Source organism: Leucobacter tardus (genome assembly GCF_017583045.1).
GTDB classification, from domain to species: domain Bacteria; phylum Actinomycetota; class Actinomycetes; order Actinomycetales; family Microbacteriaceae; genus Leucobacter; species Leucobacter tardus.
The window spans coordinates 1-18,378 of the sequence record NZ_JAGFBF010000001.1; the positions used below are offsets into that span (position 1 = coordinate 1).

The 18,378-nt window shown below is 64.8% G+C and carries 11 protein-coding genes; 2 read left to right on the forward strand and 9 right to left on the reverse strand.

Features of this window, described 5'->3' with window-relative positions:
• A partial coding sequence (locus J4H85_RS00005; RefSeq protein WP_208235710.1) for a nucleotide sugar dehydrogenase occupies positions 1-1,252 on the reverse strand: 1,252 nt, incomplete at its 3' end.
• Between the two features lie 346 nt (positions 1,253-1,598).
• On the opposite strand from J4H85_RS00005, the gene J4H85_RS00010 reads away from it, so the two are divergent.
• Positions 1,599-4,634 carry a cell wall-binding repeat-containing protein gene (locus J4H85_RS00010; protein ID WP_208235711.1) on the forward strand — a complete coding sequence of 1,012 codons (3,036 nt, stop codon included), beginning with the start codon at positions 1,599-1,601 and terminating at the stop codon, positions 4,632-4,634.
• An 89-nt stretch (positions 4,635-4,723) separates the two neighbouring features.
• Here the strand turns inward: J4H85_RS00010 and J4H85_RS00015 are convergent, their stop codons facing one another.
• Positions 4,724-6,019, reverse strand: a complete 1,296-nt coding sequence (locus J4H85_RS00015; protein WP_208235714.1) for a nucleotide sugar dehydrogenase — start codon at positions 6,017-6,019, stop codon at positions 4,724-4,726.
• A gap of 10 nt (positions 6,020-6,029) precedes the next feature.
• Positions 6,030-7,172 (reverse strand): glycosyltransferase family 4 protein, encoded by a 1,143-nt coding sequence (locus tag J4H85_RS00020; protein ID WP_307863266.1) that lies wholly within the window; start codon positions 7,170-7,172, stop codon positions 6,030-6,032.
• Between the two features lie 78 nt (positions 7,173-7,250).
• Between J4H85_RS00020 and wecB the strand changes: the two genes are divergently transcribed.
• A complete protein-coding gene (gene wecB / locus J4H85_RS00025; protein ID WP_208235719.1) occupies positions 7,251-8,327 on the forward strand; it encodes a non-hydrolyzing UDP-N-acetylglucosamine 2-epimerase in 1,077 nt (358 codons plus the stop codon).
• Here wecB and J4H85_RS00030 read toward each other — a convergent pair.
• The 6 genes from J4H85_RS00030 to J4H85_RS00055 all read right to left on the reverse strand — a co-directional run bounded on the left by J4H85_RS00030 (position 8,310) and on the right by J4H85_RS00055 (position 18,312).
• Positions 8,310-10,514: a glycosyltransferase gene (locus tag J4H85_RS00030; RefSeq protein ID WP_208235721.1), complete on the reverse strand. Its 2,205-nt coding sequence runs from the start codon at positions 10,512-10,514 to the stop codon at positions 8,310-8,312. The genes wecB and J4H85_RS00030 overlap by 18 nt on opposite strands.
• Positions 10,515-10,590: 76 nt before the next feature.
• A complete protein-coding gene (locus tag J4H85_RS00035) occupies positions 10,591-11,895 on the reverse strand; it encodes a glycosyltransferase (protein ID WP_208235723.1) in 1,305 nt (434 codons plus the stop codon).
• A complete protein-coding gene (locus J4H85_RS00040; RefSeq protein ID WP_208235725.1) occupies positions 11,879-14,119 on the reverse strand; it encodes a glycosyltransferase in 2,241 nt (746 codons plus the stop codon). Before J4H85_RS00040 ends, J4H85_RS00035 begins: the two co-directional genes overlap by 17 nt.
• A 66-nt stretch (positions 14,120-14,185) precedes the next feature.
• Positions 14,186-15,991 carry an ABC transporter ATP-binding protein gene (locus tag J4H85_RS00045; RefSeq protein WP_208235727.1) on the reverse strand — a complete coding sequence of 602 codons (1,806 nt, stop codon included), beginning with the start codon at positions 15,989-15,991 and terminating at the stop codon, positions 14,186-14,188.
• Entirely contained in the window at positions 15,988-17,184 is a 1,197-nt protein-coding gene (locus tag J4H85_RS00050) for a glycosyltransferase family 4 protein (RefSeq protein ID WP_208235728.1), read from the reverse strand. The genes J4H85_RS00045 and J4H85_RS00050 overlap by 4 nt, the downstream gene beginning before the upstream one ends.
• A 15-nt stretch (positions 17,185-17,199) precedes the next feature.
• Complete coding sequence (locus tag J4H85_RS00055; protein ID WP_208235730.1) at positions 17,200-18,312, reverse strand: DegT/DnrJ/EryC1/StrS family aminotransferase; 1,113 nt, start codon at positions 18,310-18,312, stop codon at positions 17,200-17,202.
• Positions 18,313-18,378 lie beyond the last annotated feature (66 nt).

Consider the following 18,378-nt stretch of genomic DNA (forward strand, 5'->3'; position numbering starts at 1 on the left):
GCGCGGGGTCGGTCGCGTTGCGACCGTCGGCGAAGAGCTTGATGCCCGGGAAGTCGGCGGGGCCGAGGTCGCGGTACTCCGCGTGGTCGGCCTGCAGGATCACGACGTCGGCGGGGTCGCCGATCGCGTGTGCGGTGAAGCCGTAACCGGCCAGCTCTGCATCGGAGAAGAGCGGGTCGTGCACCGTCACCTGCGCGCCGCGGGCTTGAAGCGCCTCGACGGTCGGGAAGACGCCGGAGACCGCGGTCTCCTTCACGCCGCCGCGGTACGCGGCACCGAGAACGGTCACCCGGACTCCGGAGAGGTCGCCGATGATCTCGGCCACCCGATCGACGACGTATGCGGGCATGGTCGCGTTGTAGTTGCGGGCAGTTCGCACGATGTCGGCGTCGGGATCCGTCGACAGGTACAGGCGTGGGTAGACGGGAATGCAGTGCCCGCCGACCGCGATACCGGGCCGGTGGATGTGGCTGAACGGCTGCGAGTTGCAGGCCTCGATCACCTTGTAGACATCGATGCCCGCCACGTCGGCGTAGCGCGCGAACTGGTTCGCGAGCCCGATGTTGACGTCGCGGTAGGTCGTCTCGGCGAGCTTCGCCATCTCGGCGGCCTCAGCCGTGCCCATGTCCCACACGCCGTTCGGACGAGGCAGATCGTCGCGCGCATCGAACGTGAGCACCGACTCGTAGAACTCGATGGCCTTCTGGGCGCCCGCCTCGTTCAGACCGCCGACGAGCTTCGGGTACTTCTTCAGATCGGCGTAGACGCGGCCCGTGAGCACCCGCTCGGGCGAGAACACGAGGTGAAAGTCTTCGCCCTCGGTGAGCCCCGAGACCTCTTCGATCAGCGGCTTCCACCGGGTGCGGGTCGTGCCGACCGGAAGCGTGGTCTCGTACGACACGAGGGTGCCGGGTGTCAGGTGCTCGGCGAGCGAACGCGTGGCCGCATCCATCCACCCGAAGTCCGGCTGCCAGCTCTCCTCATCAACGAGCAGCGGCACGACGAGCACGACGGCATCCGCTCCGGGGATCGCGTCGGCGTACTCGGTGGTCGCGCGCAACGCACCCGACGGCACCTGCTCGGCGAGCTTCTCGGCCAGCCCGGCCTCACCGGGGAAGGGCTCCTCACCGCGGTTGATGCAGTCGACCAGCGCACGGTTGACATCGACTCCGACGACCTCGTGCCCCATCGACGCGTACTGCGTCGCGAGCGGCAGACCGATTTTCCCTGTAGCTACTACGGCAATCTTCACGTGGGCAAGTCTAGCCCGGCGTATGCTGCGAAAGGGGTCACTCCGGCATTGGAACGGTCAAGACGCCGACTGGAATTTCCTCGCGAACTCCCCCGAAGAGATCTTTACCGCGCTGACTCGGCCTCGGCCGGCCCCGCTTCCGAAGCTCCCTACGGCGACGGCACCCGTAGCGGTTCTGGAGCAGCATTTCACGGCGTCGCCTTCGAGAGTCTGACGACATGGTCGGTACAGGGAAGGCGTCTTCCCTCCGACAAACTGACGCGCGTCACAGGCAGGGAATTCGCCTGTCACGACTCGCGCGGGCGCACGGCGCGTCGCCCCGCGGAACAGCACTGAGGTCCTAAAATTGCGATCTCACATTTTTCTCTGGCCTTTTCACAGAATCTGTCTACGATATACGAGGGTTCGAGACAGGGGAAAACAGAACATGCGCGCAGTAAGTCGATCATTCATGGGTGCTGCCCTCGCTGCGCTGCTCGTATTGAGCGCGTCGCCGGCCTGGGCCCAAGACGCCACAACTCCGGATCCGGCCGTCGATCAAGAGGCGGAAGTCGATGTGCCGGCCGAAGAGTCGTCGGAGAGCACTCCCGCGACCGCTCCTCCGACTGAAGAGCCAGCACAACCTGAGCCGACTGAACAGTCGAACGAAGAGAGAGACACCTCTGAGCCCGACGGATCCGGTGGCGAGGATTCCAGCGAGAATGGTGCCGAGGTCTCGGACGAGGTCGATGTGACGGGCATCGTCATGATGACGCCCGACGAGCCGCATCATAGCGAGGACGTCGTCGACGAGCTCAGCGAGAGCGGCGGCGGCGTGGCCATCGCAACTGAAGAGGGACCCATCATTCCCATCGATCCCGCGTCGATTGAGGGACAGCTCGAACCCGGAGCAGACTTCGACGGGTCCGTGACGCTCAGCGACTCCGTTCAAGAAGCCGTCGACGACGAATTGAATCGCGATGCGGCACCGAGTGACGATGAGGTGCTCGAGGCACTGAGTAGCGTGGCGATCGCGTCCGAGGAGTACTTGCCTGCCGCGGGGACCCTGGCCGCCGCACAGGCGTCCGCCTCGAAGAAGCACCTGGTCGACATCGCGTGGGTCAACGGCGGATCCGCGCCGGGGTACACGGCTCTGCAGAACATGGTACGGTCCTCATCCGGTTACTGGAGCGGACAGACGTCGCGGAGCGTCGACGGCCTCTCCATCACGAACACCCGCTCGTTCACTTACGCGGATCGCTGCAATTACTGGGGCGCATGGGATGCGGCCGCGCGGCAGTTCGGCCGCACCGCGTACGACTACCAGGGCAGAAACGCCGCGCGTCATCTCGTCGTGTTCATGCAATCAGGAGGGTGCGGGTGGGCCGGTATGGGTACGCTCGGCTCTCTGCACAGCGGTGGAATGGTGTGGGTGGACCTGGCGGTTCGTCCGGGTGGCACGGCTGTGTCGCGCGCACAACCGACACTCGACCACGAGTTCGGGCACAACTTCGGTCTTGGACACTCGCATGCACGGCACTGCTCGGGCGCCAGGACCGATACAGCGACGCAAGCGAAGTCCTGGCCGAGTACCGGCGGAACCCGACAGGTGCCCCTCGCACCCTGCTCGGATATCGAGTACGGGGATCACTGGAGTCCCATGGGTTTCGACAACTCGCTTCGCACGACGAAGAGCCCGTCCCTCACGATCCCGCAGCGAGAGGCACTCGGGGTACTCCAGTCGGGTTCGTTGCAGAACGTCAGTTCCTCTGCGGGAGTGACACAGACCTTTACCCTGCGCTCCCTGGATCAAGGCAGTGGTCTGCGCGGCCTCAAGGTGAAGAGTCCGACCTCCGGTGGCGATTTTTATGTCGAGTACCGATCGGGAGCAGGGCAAGACTCCGGTGTGCCCTGGTCGAACGGCGACCTTTGGTACACCCCGAACGTACAGGGTACGTACATCAGCACTGGACTGCGTGTCGTCAAGGGTTACCCGGAGACTTGGTCGGGCGGCCGTGAGTTGCGCACCTCGGTCATTGCGCACACGGTTCGCTCAGGTCCCGATGCCGGAAAACACTATACGATCAAACCAGGACAGGGTAATGGCCCATACGGGGCAACCGTCCGAGTCACCAATGTTTCAAACACCCGGACGACTGCGACCGTCCGGATCGACTTCAAGGGGTTCCGTAGCGGCGGAAAGAAAGTGACCACCTCTGTAGTCGGCGGTGGATCGGCGACTCCTGGCAAGGATGTCAAGGCAGCACTCTCCGGCAGTTGGACCTCGCAGCTGGGTACGCCGACGAAGATCACCGAGTCGTACCAATGGTTGCGGAACGGGAAGGCCATATCCGGTGCGACGAAGAGCACCTACCGGCTCAGTACCGCCGACGCGGGGCAGCAAATCGCTGTGAAAGTCGTTCCGAGCGCATCCGGCTTTATCAGCGGGGCGGGCTCGCAATCCGCAGCCACGAAAGTGTCTTCTGCACCGCAAGCCCCGTCGACCACCCGGTTTGCCGGGAAAGACCGATTTGCGAGCGCGGCGGCCATTTCGAAGAACAGCTTCCCGAAGACCACCGGCGGCACCGTGGTCGTCACGGTAGGCGCGAACATCGCCGAGGCGCTGAGTGCTGCTCCGCTCGCAACGCAGCTCAAAGGTCCGCTGCTCCTCGTTGAGCAGAATCGCGTGCCCGCCGCAACGAAGACCGAGCTGAATCGACTGAAGCCGAAGCGCGTCATCGTGGTCGGATCGACGCGAGCTGTCAGTCAGCGCGCCGCGAACGAGTTGAAAGCGACGGGTCGAACGATCGAGCGTGTCGCAGGCAACGATCAATACTCCACGTCCATCGCAGTGATGAAACGCGGGTGGCCGAACGGCACATCGCGAGCATTCGTGGCCTCGGGGACTCGTTTTCTCGAACCCATTGCAGCGTCCGCAGCAGCCGGATCGGCGGGTGCTCCCCTGATCCTCGTGCCCGGATCGGCCGCCCAGGCTCCCGCGACTACGCTGCGCGCGCTCAAGGACGCTGGCGTGAAACGCATCGACATCGCCGGCGGTAGCGGAGGGGTGTCCTCCGGCATCGAACGATCGCTTCGCGACGGCCGATCGATCACCAGACACTCCGGTGCGAGTTCTGCCGCGGTTTCCGCGAGTCTCGCGCGAAACCAACACACGCGCGGCGGTGATATCTCCATTGCCTCCTCCTCGGCCTATCCGGAGGCGATGGCAGGAGCCGCGGCAGCGGGGAGTCGCAAGAGCCCGCTCGTGTTCGCGCAGCCGACCTGCATTCTCGGCCCAGTCGCTGACGCGATCACGGTGGTGTCACCGAAGCGCATCTGGCTCGTGGCACCCTCGAGCGCACTCGGCAGCCAGGTGCAGCGCGGGGATCGCTGCGCGTCCTAAGCCTCGGCAAGGTCAGTGACGACCTGTCGGGCACGAGCCTGCTCGGTGCGGGATCGGACGGCCACTCGGCCCGCCGACCCCGCACCGATTCAGCTGCCGGCGCCGATCACGATCCGGGGCACACCGGTCCATCGCGCGGGGTCGGTCGCGTTGCGACCGTCGGCGAAGAGCTTGATGCCCGGGAAGTCGGCGGGGCCGAGGTCGCGGTACTCCGCGTGGTCGGCCTGCAGGATCACGACGTCGGCGGGGTCGCCGATCGCGTGTGCGGTGAAGCCGTAACCGGCCAGCTCTGCATCGGAGAAGAGCGGGTCGTGCACCGTCACCTGCGCGCCGCGGGCTTGAAGCGCCTCGACGGTCGGGAAGACGCCGGAGACCGCGGTCTCCTTCACGCCGCCGCGGTACGCGGCACCGAGAACGGTCACCCGGACTCCGGAGAGGTCGCCGATGATCTCGGCCACCCGATCGACGACGTATGCGGGCATGGTCGCGTTGTAGTTGCGGGCAGTTCGCACGATGTCGGCGTCGGGATCCGTCGACAGGTACAGGCGTGGGTAGACGGGAATGCAGTGCCCGCCGACCGCGATACCGGGCCGGTGGATGTGGCTGAACGGCTGCGAGTTGCAGGCCTCGATCACCTTGTAGACATCGATGCCCGCCACGTCGGCGTAGCGCGCGAACTGGTTCGCGAGCCCGATGTTGACGTCGCGGTAGGTCGTCTCGGCGAGCTTCGCCATCTCGGCGGCCTCAGCCGTGCCCATGTCCCACACGCCGTTCGGACGAGGCAGATCGTCGCGCGCATCGAACGTGAGCACCGACTCGTAGAACTCGATGGCCTTCTGGGCGCCCGCCTCGTTCAGACCGCCGACGAGCTTCGGGTACTTCTTCAGATCGGCGTAGACGCGGCCCGTGAGCACCCGCTCGGGCGAGAACACGAGGTGAAAGTCTTCGCCCTCGGTGAGCCCCGAGACCTCTTCGATCAGCGGCTTCCACCGGGTGCGGGTCGTGCCGACCGGAAGCGTGGTCTCGTACGACACGAGGGTGCCGGGTGTCAGGTGCTCGGCGAGCGAACGCGTGGCCGCATCCATCCACCCGAAGTCCGGCTGCCAGCTCTCCTCATCAACGAGCAGCGGCACGACGAGCACGACGGCATCCGCTCCGGGGATCGCGTCGGCGTACTCGGTGGTCGCGCGCAACGCACCCGACGGCACCTGCTCGGCGAGCTTCTCGGCCAGCCCGGCCTCACCGGGGAAGGGCTCCTCACCGCGGTTGATGCAGTCGACCAGCGCACGGTTGACATCGACTCCGACGACCTCGTGCCCCATCGACGCGTACTGCGTCGCGAGCGGCAGACCGATTTTCCCTGTAGCTACTACGGCAATCTTCACGTGGGCAAGTCTAGTGTCGTCGCGCCATCCATCCCCGAATCGCCCGATCGTACACCCCGCGGTACTCTACCGATCGCGTCTCAGGGGAGAACCGCGAAGCAGCGTAGTCCGAGATCCGTAGCTTCGTCCACAGCTCCGGATCTGAGAGAAGCTCCAGCACGGCGTCCGCCAACACTCCAGGAGATCGCTCATCGACCACTCTCGAAGCCTCGGGGGGTAAGAACTCCTCGTGACCCCCTGTTCCGCTGGCCACGACCGGCAACCCGTGCGCGAGGGCCTCCGCGATCGCGACTCCGAACGTCTCGGTCTCAACGGGCAGGAGGAACACGTCGGCGTCGAGCAGTTCCTCCGAGAGCTTCTCGGGCGGGAGATGGCCCGGCAAATGCAGATGATCTGTGACACCCGCTGCGGCAACCCTCCGCCGCAGTTTGACGGCGAGGTCTCCTTCTCCCACCCAGGTCAGGGAGGCGTCAATGCTTCGCTGACGCATCTCGATCATCGCCTCCACCGCCTGCATCGGCCCCTTCCGGTCCACGACGCCGCCGACGCCGAGGAGCCGCACTCGCATGGGGGTGGAGCCGATAGCCTCAGGTCGGTGCTCGAGGATCCTCTGCACGGGCATCATCACTTCGTTGCCGACCACCGTCGAGGGGACTCGACGGTAACGATCGATAACGGCGGCGAGCGAACTGCTCACCGCGACGGTCTCAGTCGGGTACCTGAAGAGGCGTTTCAACGCTCCGAGAGCGATTGCCTCCGCACGCGAGCGCGGAGGAGCAATGAGCTGGGAATAGTGCTCGGTGTGCACCCAGGGGATTCGCGGGCGGGCGAGGCGCATGACCGGGAGGGCCGAGAAGGCCATGGAGTGCACGAGGTCCGCTTCGTTCAGCATCTCTCTCACACGGCGCACCGCAGGCAAAAGCGTCGCGGGACTCGCGATGCCGTACGGCACTCGTTCGATGCCGAACCCCTCATCAGCGACACTGATGAAGGACTCGTCCGCAGATACGAACTCGGGCCGCACCAGGTGGAGCACTGTAACCTCGTGCTCCCGCGCGAGCAGCCGCACGTCTCTGAGATTGAAGATCCCCGATCCGGGAGCCAGATCACTGGGAAACCAGGGAACCACCACCAGCACGCGCATACCCGTCATGGTATCGGCTACCGGACGCAGGCGGGCACCCCACCCGGTCGTAAGGCTCGACAGCAAATCGTTGCATAGGATGAGGGTGTGAAAATCATGAGCGTTGTCGGCGCGCGCCCGCAGTTCGTAAAGCTGGCTCCTATCGCCCAAGCTTTGATCACCGCTGGTCACGAGCACGTCATCGTCCACACCGGGCAGCACTACGATCCGATGTTGTCGGACGTGTTCTTCCACGACCTCGGCATTCCCGAGCCCGATGCCCACCTCGGGGTCGGCTCAGGCTCGCACGGCGTTCAGACGGGAGCGATGCTCGCTCACATGGACGAGGTGCTCGAGCGCTTCAAGCCCGACTGCGTTCTCGTCTACGGGGACACAAACTCGACACTTGCGGCCGCGGTAAGCGCAGTAAAGCTCCACTTCCCTGTGGCGCACCTGGAAGCGGGCCTACGGTCGTTCAACCGCTCCATGCCCGAGGAGCACAACCGGGTGCTCACCGACCATGCTGCAGACCTCTGTCTCGCTCCGACCGAGGTCGCGGTGCAGCACCTTTCGACGGAGGGCCTCGCAGGCCGGTCGGTGCTCGTCGGGGACGTGATGACGGACGTCCTGTTCCAGGTTCGCGATGCCGTGCTCGCCTCCGACGCCGTAAACCCGCTCGACGACCTCGATGCGCCTCACGGATACTACGTCGCGACGATCCATCGAGCCGAGAACACGAACGAGCCCGAGCGCCTGCGCGAGGTGGTCGAAGCTCTCGCTGCGGCGGATCGACCGGTGATTCTCCTGGCTCACCCCCGCGTTCGCGCGAAAGCGGAAGAGCACGGCATCCCTCTGAATACCGGCGCGCTCGTTACCCGGGATCCGCTCCCCTACCCTGGACTGATCGCGGCGGTGCTCGGCAGTGCCGGAGTCGTCACTGATTCGGGAGGCTTGCAGAAGGAAGCATTTCTCCTGCGCATCCCGTGCACCACTGTCCGACACGAGACCGAGTGGGTGGAGACGATCGACCTCGGATGGAACGTACTCGCCAACACGACGGATCAGATCACTTCGGCGTTGACGAGACCTGCTCCCGCGCATACCGATGCCGCACCGTACGGCGATGGTCACGCCGCAGAACGAGCGGTCGAGGCGATCAGGGAAGCTCTAGCGAACCAGGAGTGACGCTGCCATGAACCGCAAGGGTGCCTCACGGTGCAGCAGGTGCTTCAACGACCCCGGTATCATGGTACTCGGCCGCCCGAACCTCCTTCTCGCCAACGCAAACGCGCTCAGTGCTGCATCGGGAACGGAGAGATCGAGGATCGCGTCGAGCAGGGCATGATCTGCGCGTGACAAAGGCGCAGCGGCGAGCGGCGCCGCCTCGAGCACTCGGGAGACGGCCTCCGCGAGCGCCTCCCTGTCCCCGGGCAGCCAGGCATTCCTCACAGCACGGTAGTAAGCCGCACCGAACACGTGGATGCGCAGGTACTTCGTCCCGAGTGCCTCCCGCTGCTGAATAGTGAGGCGGGACTGGCACGCTTGACCCCAAACTGAAGCGATGTGTCGCATCTCCTCTGCGACGGGGGGCAGACTCATCGTGACCCGATCGGCGGCGTCGCTGCCGATCACGTACCGAGGCCCACGGCGCTGCACCGCGACCGACCCGAGAGACCACAGGAGTGTCGAAAGCCGCAGATCTCCGCCCACCTTGAATCCCGCGTCCAGCCCGAGATCGTTCGCGGCCAGGAACTCCCTGCGGAGGATCCCGAGCGGAGCGCTGCGGTAGTAGAGGCGATCGCGCACTGCATCCCGGTCGGCGCGAGGGACGAACCGCACCGGGGGAGTTCGCACCGCTCCACCACTGTCGTGACCGAGGCGGGGCATCACAGCCTCCCTTTCGTCGGCCAACTCGAGCATGGCAGCGATCGCACCCGCCTCATAGAAGTCGTCGGAACCCATGATCCCGACCCAGGGTGCTGTAGCCTGCTCAATGCCATGCATGAACGGTCCGGTCGGGGACGGGAGATCGTCCTGCAGTTCGATGAACTTCACACGGTCGCGAACACCCTCGGGAATCCGCTCAGCGATGACGTTCTTGGCGACGTTGTGACACACCACAGTCGCGGTCGCCACATCGCCGTTACCGAGGACCACAGATTCTACTGCGCGATCCACTCGACGCTCGGGTGCGTGACAGGCGATGATGATTTCGACCGGCCGCGACTTTGCCGAGTCCGTATCGCGCTGCGACCCTCTCGCCACGATCTTTTCGACAGCCTCGCGCCACAGCGCATTCTGAGGCGCCGCCGAGAGTTCACTCGCAACCTGCGCGCTGTTGTGCTTCCACGAGGCGACCGCCTCGGGTGTCAAGCAGTCGAATGCCTCTACCAGGTGTCGTGCTTCGAACCCACCGGCAACGGCGCCGAGGTGATGATCTTTCACAATGGAGGCCATCTCCGGCGAAGGGCCGATAATAATCCCGAGACGCGCCTGGATGAAGTCGAAAAGCTTATTTGGGAGTGCCCAGCGGTACGAGAAAGTCCGGGGCGGCAGCACGAAAACGCCCACGTCGTAGCGGTTCAGCGTGTCGATCAGCTCGGTGTAGGGGACCGGATCGTTGATGCTGATCTTGGGGTGATGACCGAAGCGGTGCCGTAATTGCTGTACGTACTCGGGGTCGTTCGGGGTGAGATACATATCGAGCGTAACATCGGCTTCAGTGCGTGCTGCAGCCTCAAGCATTACCTCGAGGGCGCGACCTTTCCGTCCCGCTCCAGAGTGCACGACCCTGATCGGCCGGCCCACCGGGTTGACCGGCAGTTCAGCGTAGGGAGTGGCGTTCATGACGACGCCGACTTCTATGCCGAACTCGCGCTCGTACTCCTTTGCGAGCGCTGCACCCACCGTTGTCACCGATGCACACTTGGAGAGGTACCGGCCGCACATCCAGCGCCTGAATGGGCTCACGAAGATCCGCCACCGGAGCACGTCCTCTTTCTCGCGTGGCGCGTACTCATGAAGATCCGCGTGGACACCGAACACGGGGTTCAGCGACAGGGCGAGCGGCACCGTGTCCAGGTCGTCGGCGAGAACGACGTCCCACATACCCCCATCCAGGAACTCCCTGGCGGACGCAATCGCCGCGTTCGTCCAGTAGGCGTGCTCGTAGCGGCGCAAGACCAGACTCTTCCGATCGTACGCCCAGTGGATCGCGTCGTCCGGGACAGCATAGTGGTGAGTCGAACCCTCAGGCTTCGGTCCGTAGCTGCAGGTCGAGACCTCCCAATCAGAGCTGAACTCGCGAACCTGCTTCAACACCCGCGCGTCCTGCGTAATGTTCGAGAAGGAGATGATCAGCAGTCGCCGCAAGATCCAACCTTTCTTCTGGCGCCCGAAAATCGCGATGGGAGGCGCTTTGCTAGGCACACGATAGCAGAGGGCTCGCTCACCTGGACTCTTCAGTCCACAGTGCCACCATGTCAGCGATCTGCATCCCAGAGACCCGCGCGTCCGACAGACGCTCCCAGATGATCCGAGGATGTAAAGATGCGCGGTCCCGAACCGTGGAGTGGAGCGCTTCGGCGAGTTCCCCAGCATCGGGTCGCGGTTGCAGCAAGATTCCGGATCCGAGCTCGGCTCCGACGATTTCCCCCGTGCCGCCCACGTCCGTCGCTACTGCGGGAATGCCGAACGACAGCGCCTCCATGATCGACACGGGAACCCCTTCGGAATCGCTGACATTGACGAACACGTCGATGGCAGTTTCCCGGTAGTACGCCAGAACATCGCTGTTCTCGGTCTGACCGCGGAGGTCGACCTTTAGCCAGGGCGTCCGCGACTGGGCCGCACGAACTTCCTCGGCCAGCGCCGACATGTCCCGGCCTGAGCCGAAATGCGTCCAGTGCACCCGATAGTCGCGGGCGATCAGCTCGAGTGCGGGGATGAGGGAGTCCACCCGCTTCACGTCGATCACCGACGAACAGGAAACCACCTTGATGGGCTCATGCTCCAAGCGTTCGGTGAGGGGCGTGGGTTGCGGGCCGACGCCGTGATCGGCCGTTCCGAGGCGAAGCACGGAGAGAACGCCAGCAGGGATGAGCGCACCGAAGCGATCCAGTAGATACTGCCGGCCGTTCTCGGAGATGGAGAGCAGAGCATCGACGGAGCCGAAGATCGAGGCGCGGAGCGGAAGCCGGCCACCGACCCCTTCGTAAAGATCGAAGCGGTGCAGTCGCGCGACGCGGCGGAAGCGTTTGGGGAGGAACGGGAGCGCGAGGGCACCGTGTGAGCCCCAGAAGGAGTACACGCTCACACGGCTGTCGCTGCTTGCGCCGGCGCGCCGTAGCCCGCCCTCGACCGTCCGTGCGAACCGCTCGCCAGTGAGGATGTTCCCGATAACCAGGGGCACGTGACCGCGCATTCGGCCGCTCCGGGCCTCGCGCCGCAGAGCCCTCGCCGCGGCCGCGAGGCGCGGCGGCGAGAGCAGCGCCGCGATGATTCCGATCTTCGGCGTACGGCTCAGAGCCCCGAGGTATCGCGCGTTCGACGGTAGCTCGGCCGTGGCCCCCTCTACTGGCCGAAAGCTGTAGATCAGAACACGGTCGAAACGCGAGGCGAGCTCTTCGATCTCGTGCCGGATGAACGAGTAGTCGCCGGTCGTGGCCGGAAAGCTCCCCGTAATGAGCACGAGGAAGGAATGCCCGCGACCCGGACGACCCAGCCGTCTCACCGGGCTACCGTCGCGGGCCATCAAAAAGCGCCTCGATCGCATCCACCCAAGCGCGCGACTGCTCCCCGGCCGCGAGATCGGCCGCCGCAGCGTCAGAGGCTTGCTTCCACTCCTCGACCTTGGCGGGTGCGAGCCCGTCGATCGCGTCGCGCAGGTCCGCGGATTCGAACGTCGAGAGCACGTCGCCGTTGCCGGCTTCGTTCACGTAGCCCGCCATCTCAGGGGAGGGCCCAATGAGGATGCCGAGTCGCGCCTGGACGTAGTCGAAGAATTTGTTCGGCAGCGCCCACTTGTACGAGAGCGTAAGGGGCGGCAGCACGAACACCCCGACGTCGTACGTGTTCAGCCTCGCCACCAGTTCCGCGTACGGCACGGGATCGTGAAAAGTGATCCTCGGCTCGTCCGCGTAGCGCTCACGCAGTCCGTCCAGATACGCGGGATCGTTCTGAGTGAGAAAGAGGTCGAGCGTGATCGGTGCTTGAGTCCCGCGGACCGCATCGAGCATGATCTCGAGCCGCCGCTTCCGCTGCCCCGCCCCCGAATGCACGAGCCGAATCGGATCGCCGACCGGCGAAGGCGCCAAGTCCGCATACGGAGTGGCGTTGGGGACGACCTCCGGAGAGAACCCAAACTGCTCCTCGTAGGCTCTCCGAAGGCCTCCGCTCACCGTTGTCGTGGACTGCGCGCGCGCGGCATACCGTTTGCAGAGCCAGGAGAAGTAAGGACTGATTCGCCGCTTCCATGCCGCGTCGTACTCGTGCATGCTCGGGTAGTGCTCGTGAAGATCGGCGTGCACGCCTCGCACAGGTCGCAGGCGGAGAGCGATCGGCACCGTCTCGATGTCGTTCGCAAGGACCGCCTCGAATGTGCGCCCTCGCAGCGCACGCCAGGCCCGATCAATGGCGGGGACTCGCCAATACGCCGCGCGATACGCGCGAAGCGTGATGAGGCGGCCGTCGAGCTTCGACGGGAGCAACGCGGCGGAGAGCTCAATGTGCTCTGCGACTCCCGCTGGGGAATCTCCGAATCCGCAGGTGACGACACGGTAATCGTCGCGGAGGAGGTTCACCTGTTTGAGCACCCGTGCGTCACCCACGATAGGCGAGAACGAGAAGATCAGAATCGTCGGCTTCTCATCGGCTGTGGGGCGGGCCTGGCCTGCTCCCGAGTCCACCACCCCGCGACGGCGCAGCCCGCCGACCTTGCTGCGCAACGCGTGCACTGCGCCGACACCATTCCACCGCAGCGGCGCGTCCCTCTCGAGCAGCGAGCCGATGCCGTGCGTCAGCAATTTGCCCGTCACGCCCCCTTGCCGTTCCGCAGCGCTCGACGCGAGCGCCTCACCGGCATCCCCTTCAGCCAACGCCTGGAGCGTCCTCGCACTGACCCTGCGGAACGGGGCGAGGGCACTCGGGTCCTCACAGAGAATCCGACGCACCAGTGCCGACAGCCAGGCGAAATCTGTGTCGTGCCAATCGGAAGGGTCCGGGCGACGGACCACGACGCCGAGCACGTGGACCCGGAGGATCTTGACCGCCAGCGCGTGCCGAGTTCTCCCGTCGAGCGCCGCGACCCAAGGCTGATCCCAGATCTCGAGCCACGCTCTTCCGTACTCATGCAGTGGACGGGGGTTGAGCGTCGTGCGCTCTTTCGCGTCCATGCCGACGACGTACGCCGGTGCATCAGGATCGTGAGAAATGCTCAGGCCGGATGTCCACAGCCGTGTACTCACCTGCAGGTCCGACCCCACCGGGAACACTCCGCCGAACGCGTACGCGGGTGCCTGGAGAATCTTCCGGCGGAAGAGCCCGAGAGGGGCGGTGCGGTAGAAGAGCCCGTCGCGGGCCGCCCGCAGATGTTTCCGGCGCAGCGTGCGCGGGTTGAAGCCGCGTCTGCCCCCCTGGTGCAAAAGGGGGACCAAGACTCCGTCGGCGTGGTCAGACTCGCCTCGGGCTCTCAGCGCTCGCAGGGCGCCTGCTTCGAACCAGTCGTCGGAGCCCATGATGCCGACCCACTCGGCCGTAGCCGCCGCAATGCCGTGGTCGAACGCCGCACCAGGGCGCCCGGCGGCCCCCTCGAGCGGCACGATCTTCACTCGCGGGTCGTCGGGAATGTCCAGCTCCGCCGGATCAATGTTGTGGGCAACGACGATGACGCCCGACTCGGGGTCGGTGAGCACGGATCGGACCGCACGGGCGATTGGCCGGACCCGATCATGAACCGGAACGACGATCTCACTCTTCACGCTGGTTGAGCTCCCATCGGGTCAAGAACGGCAAGATCAGTCTGGGCATCGCGAGAATACATCAACCTACCCCTCGCCTGCTTCGTCTTTCGCTGCGAGGCCTGCAAGGCGGGCCTGCTCCTTGAACTTCGGGACCGTGCTCATCACGTGTTCGAAGGTTCCTCGCGCGAGCACTCGGCCGGACTCCATATAGAAGAGCTCGTCGACGTCCTTCACCGTCGAAAGGCGGTGAGCAATGGAGATCAACGTCACCTCGCCGCGGAGGCCGTGGATCGCCTCGGAGACTCTCGCCTCCGTCTTCGTGTCGAGGGCCGACGTCGCCTCGTCCAGAATCAGAACGTAGGGATCGGTGTACAGCGCCCTCGCGATACCCAGGCGCTGTCGCTGACCGCCGCTGAACGCAATACCTCGTTCACCGACGCGCGCGTTCAGCCCGCCCGGTCGATCGCGGATGACGTCCCACAGCTGTGCGCGCTTCAAGCACTCGATCACCTTGTCGACATCGACGTCGTCATGCCAGGACAGAGCAACGTTCTGAGCGATGGTGCCATCGAAGAGGGAGACATCCTGCGGAACATAACCGACCCTCGACCGCCACGCTGCCATGACGTCCTCAATGTTCTGAGAGTCTATGCGAATAGCTCCTTCCTGCGGAATCAGGAGTCCGAGCAAGATGTCGACAAGCGTGCTCTTCCCCGAGCCCGACTCGCCGACGAAGCCGACACTGCTCCCCATTCTGATGGTCAGAGAGACATCCCTCACCGCCGGCTGCTCCCCCGTCGGGTACGTGAAACTCACTCCTTCGAGAGAGAGCACGCTCGGTTCCTGATGCAACGGTTCCTTGCCGACCTGCTCCGAGGCCGCAAGATACGCTTCCGCCGCGTGTATGTCAGCGATGACCGCGGCCACCTGGGCACGGTTGGCGCTCAGGGTATTGTTCGTCGACTGGAAGGTGGTCATGGCGGGCACCAGACGCATGCCGGCAACCGCGAAGAGGACGATCGAGGCGATCGCCGCGTCGAGGCTGCCCTCGATTAAGTAGGCGAAAACGCCCACAAACAGGAACCCACCGATCAGAGCGCTGTCGACAATAAACTTCGGCACGCTCGCGAGGAACTGGATGTTGGCACGGGCACGGGAAGCATGCGTACGGTTTGACTTGACGACTCCGGCGACCTCGTCGAGCTTGTCCCGCAGCGTAACCTCCTTGAGCGCCCCGACCATGTCCGTCATCAAGGAAGCGACGCGGAAGCTGTAGTCGCGGTTCACCCGCCCCGCCTGAACCGCCCGCTTCGTGAGGACTTTGGACATCAGCAGAGCGATCAAGCCGAAGTAGACGATGCAGACGACCGCCGTCGCTGGCTGGATGAACAGCAGCGATCCCAGGATCAACACTGCAGAGGTGAGCATCGGGGGGAGCTGCATCAAGGGAAGAATCAGCCCGGACACGGCCGCAGCCACGCCAACATCCGCCATCCGCACGAGCTGCGAGGTCGTCCTGCTTAGGCGGTCCACCCATGGAGCCTTGATGTAGGCATCGAACAAGCGCAGACCCAGAGTCAGCTCGTACTCAGCGAACCGTCGTGTTGCGAGCCAGTTTTGGAGGAGAGAGAGGAAGGACTTCAGCAGCACCAAGCAAGAAACTCCAAGCAACAACCAAACATAATGCTCAGGTTGGATGGTGCCGATGATAGGGAGGTTGACCGGAATCCCTTGCATCATGGCCGAGAGCGACAGCGCGAGCAGCATCAAAGCTACGACATCGAGCACCGACAACAGACAGGCAATTGCGATGTAGATCTTGATGTACCCTTTTGCCGCAGAGGGCAGATATGGGAACAACTGCCGGAGCTGCTTCCATCCGTTCTTCATGAGGCACCCCTCTCTTCTACGCCCCCGCCAATCGCTCGAACCACGCGCTCGGCGACCGCGTGAAGTCCGACCGAGAGCTCTGCCCACGATCCCAGGGCCTCGCGCGCTGCCAGCCCAGGCACATTGCCGAAGGCTATGCGCATCGCTTCGGCGACCGCCTCAACATCGTAGGCGCATGCGCTACCGAGTGCGGCCTCGCTGGCGTGCTCACGCATGAACTCGTGCACGCGCCCCTCACCCGCGAAGACTACCGGAGTTCCGCACGCCCATGAGGCGAACACCTTCGTCGGAAAAGCGAAGTTGTAGCCGGCGTCGGGGCGTATCGAGGCGACGCTGGCCACGGCACCGCGAATCCACTCGGCGGCTTCGTCCGGCGGCACGGTGCGGATGAAGTTCACAGCACCCACCGGCAGACCCTCGGCGCGCTCGCGCAACGACTCCCAGTCGCTGCCGTGGCCTAGGAAGACAAGGCGCGCGTCCGGGAACTCCGGGAGTATTCGCTCGAGTGCGTCAATGAAGATTCCTGCACCCTGCCACTCCGATGCCGTGCCCGAGTAGATTGCATAGATTCCCCGCTCCTCTCTAGCTCCATCAGGACGGAAAATCTCAGTGTCTACGCCATTGCCGACAGTGCGAACGGTCGCGCGAGGAGCGATTTCGCGCACTCGAGCGCTGACGCCTTCGTTGACCGACAGCACAGTGTGAGCGCCCGAAAGCGCGAAACGCTCCATGCGACGGACCGCATCGACCACGATGCCGAAGGCCCCAGTCGACTCAGCGGCATCCGACCATATGTCCGCCGCATAGTAGGCGTAAGGCGTGCGACGCAGTCGAGCCGCGATGCGAACGAAGACGCCCGTGGTCGGAGGAGGTTCGGTCACGATGATGTCGCGTTTCGGTCCGCACAGGATTCTGAAGAAGAGCGGGACGTCGAAGCTTAAGTACTGCAGGTATCCGCGAACATAACCCGTGCGATCACGGAGAACAGGGAACCGTTGCACTCGGTACCGACGGAAATCGTCACTGTCGTGGTCGTTCGCCGCGCCGGCTTCTCGCCGTCCCCGGGCCGACCGAACAGTGAGCACCATCACCTCGTGGCCCTCTGCGACGAAGGAATCCGCGAGCGCGGCGAGTCGGAACGACGCCGCACTCGGTTCTGGCTCGAATATGCGACTGGTGATCGCGACGCGCACGCTGCAGCTTCTCGCCTACGCGCCGGCGCCGGCGACCGCGGTGACGGCGTCGACGATGCGACCGAGATCTTTTTCGGTCAACGAGGGGTGCACCGGAAGGGAAAGCACTTCGCTCGCTGCACGCTCGGTCTCGGGCAGGTGCAGCTCGGAAGCGTAATGTGCGAGCGACGGCAGCCGGTGGTTCGGAATCGGGTAGTACACCCCGCTGCCGACGCCGTACTCGTCTTTCAGCGCGTTGCGCATGCGCTCGCGCTCGTCTGCGTCCACCCGGATCGTGTACTGGTGGTAGACGTGCACGGCGCCGTCAGCCACCCGCGGCACGGTGACTCCGGACACCCCGGCCAGTCCGTCGGTGATGACGGAGGCATTGCGCTGCCGCTGTTCCGTCCATCCGTTCACCCGGGTGAGCTGCACCCGGCCGATGGCGGCGTGCACGTCGGTCATGCGGGCGTTGAACCCGACGACCTCGTTTTCGTACTGGGTCTCCATGCCCTGGTTGCGCAGCAGACGCACGTTGCGCGCGAGGTCACCGTTGGCGCAGGAAACCATGCCGCCCTCGCCCGAGGTCATGTTCTTCGTCGGGTAGAGGCTGAACATCGCGAAGTCGCCGATGGTGCCGACGGAACGACCGCCCCAACTCGCACCGTGCGCCTGCGCGGCGTCCTCGTAGATCGCCAGCCCGTGCTCGTGCGCGATTGCCTCGATCTGGTCCACGAGGAAGGGGTGCCCGTAGAGGTGAACGGGCATGATGCCCTTCGTGTTCGGCGTGATGGCCGCGCGCACTGCCTGCGGATCGAGTGAGTAGTAGTCGGGTTCGATGTCGACGAACACCGGCGTCGCACCCGTCAGCGCTACCGAGTTACCGGTCGCCGCGAACGTGAAGGAGGGCACGATGACCTCGTCGCCCGGCCCGACTCCGGCCGCGAGCAGCCCGAGATGCTGCCCGCTGGTACCGGAGTTCACCGCGACCGTCTCACGGCCCTGCACGAAGTGGGCGGCGAACTCGCGCTCGAATTCGGCGACCTCGGGTCCCTGGGCGATCATGCCCGAGCGCAGTACGCGGTCAACCGCCTCCCTTTCAGCATCGCCAATGATCGGCTTAGCAGGGGGGATGAATTCCAGCGACATACGGCTCCTTGCTTTCAATCGCGCTCAAGACACCTCGAGAGCACTCCGACGTCAAGGATACCGCGT

What these genes read in the sequence shown, in the direction of transcription:
- J4H85_RS00055 (WP_208235730.1), bottom strand. Translation starts at nt 18,312, where the DNA reads ATGTCGCTGGAATTCATCCCCCCTGCTAAGCCGATCATTGGCGATGCT.
- J4H85_RS00020 (WP_307863266.1), bottom strand. Translation starts at nt 7,172, where the DNA reads ATGACGGGTATGCGCGTGCTGGTGGTGGTTCCCTGGTTTCCCAGTGAT.
- J4H85_RS00045 (WP_208235727.1), bottom strand. Translation starts at nt 15,991, where the DNA reads ATGAAGAACGGATGGAAGCAGCTCCGGCAGTTGTTCCCATATCTGCCC.
- J4H85_RS00035 (WP_208235723.1), bottom strand. Translation starts at nt 11,895, where the DNA reads ATGGCCCGCGACGGTAGCCCGGTGAGACGGCTGGGTCGTCCGGGTCGC.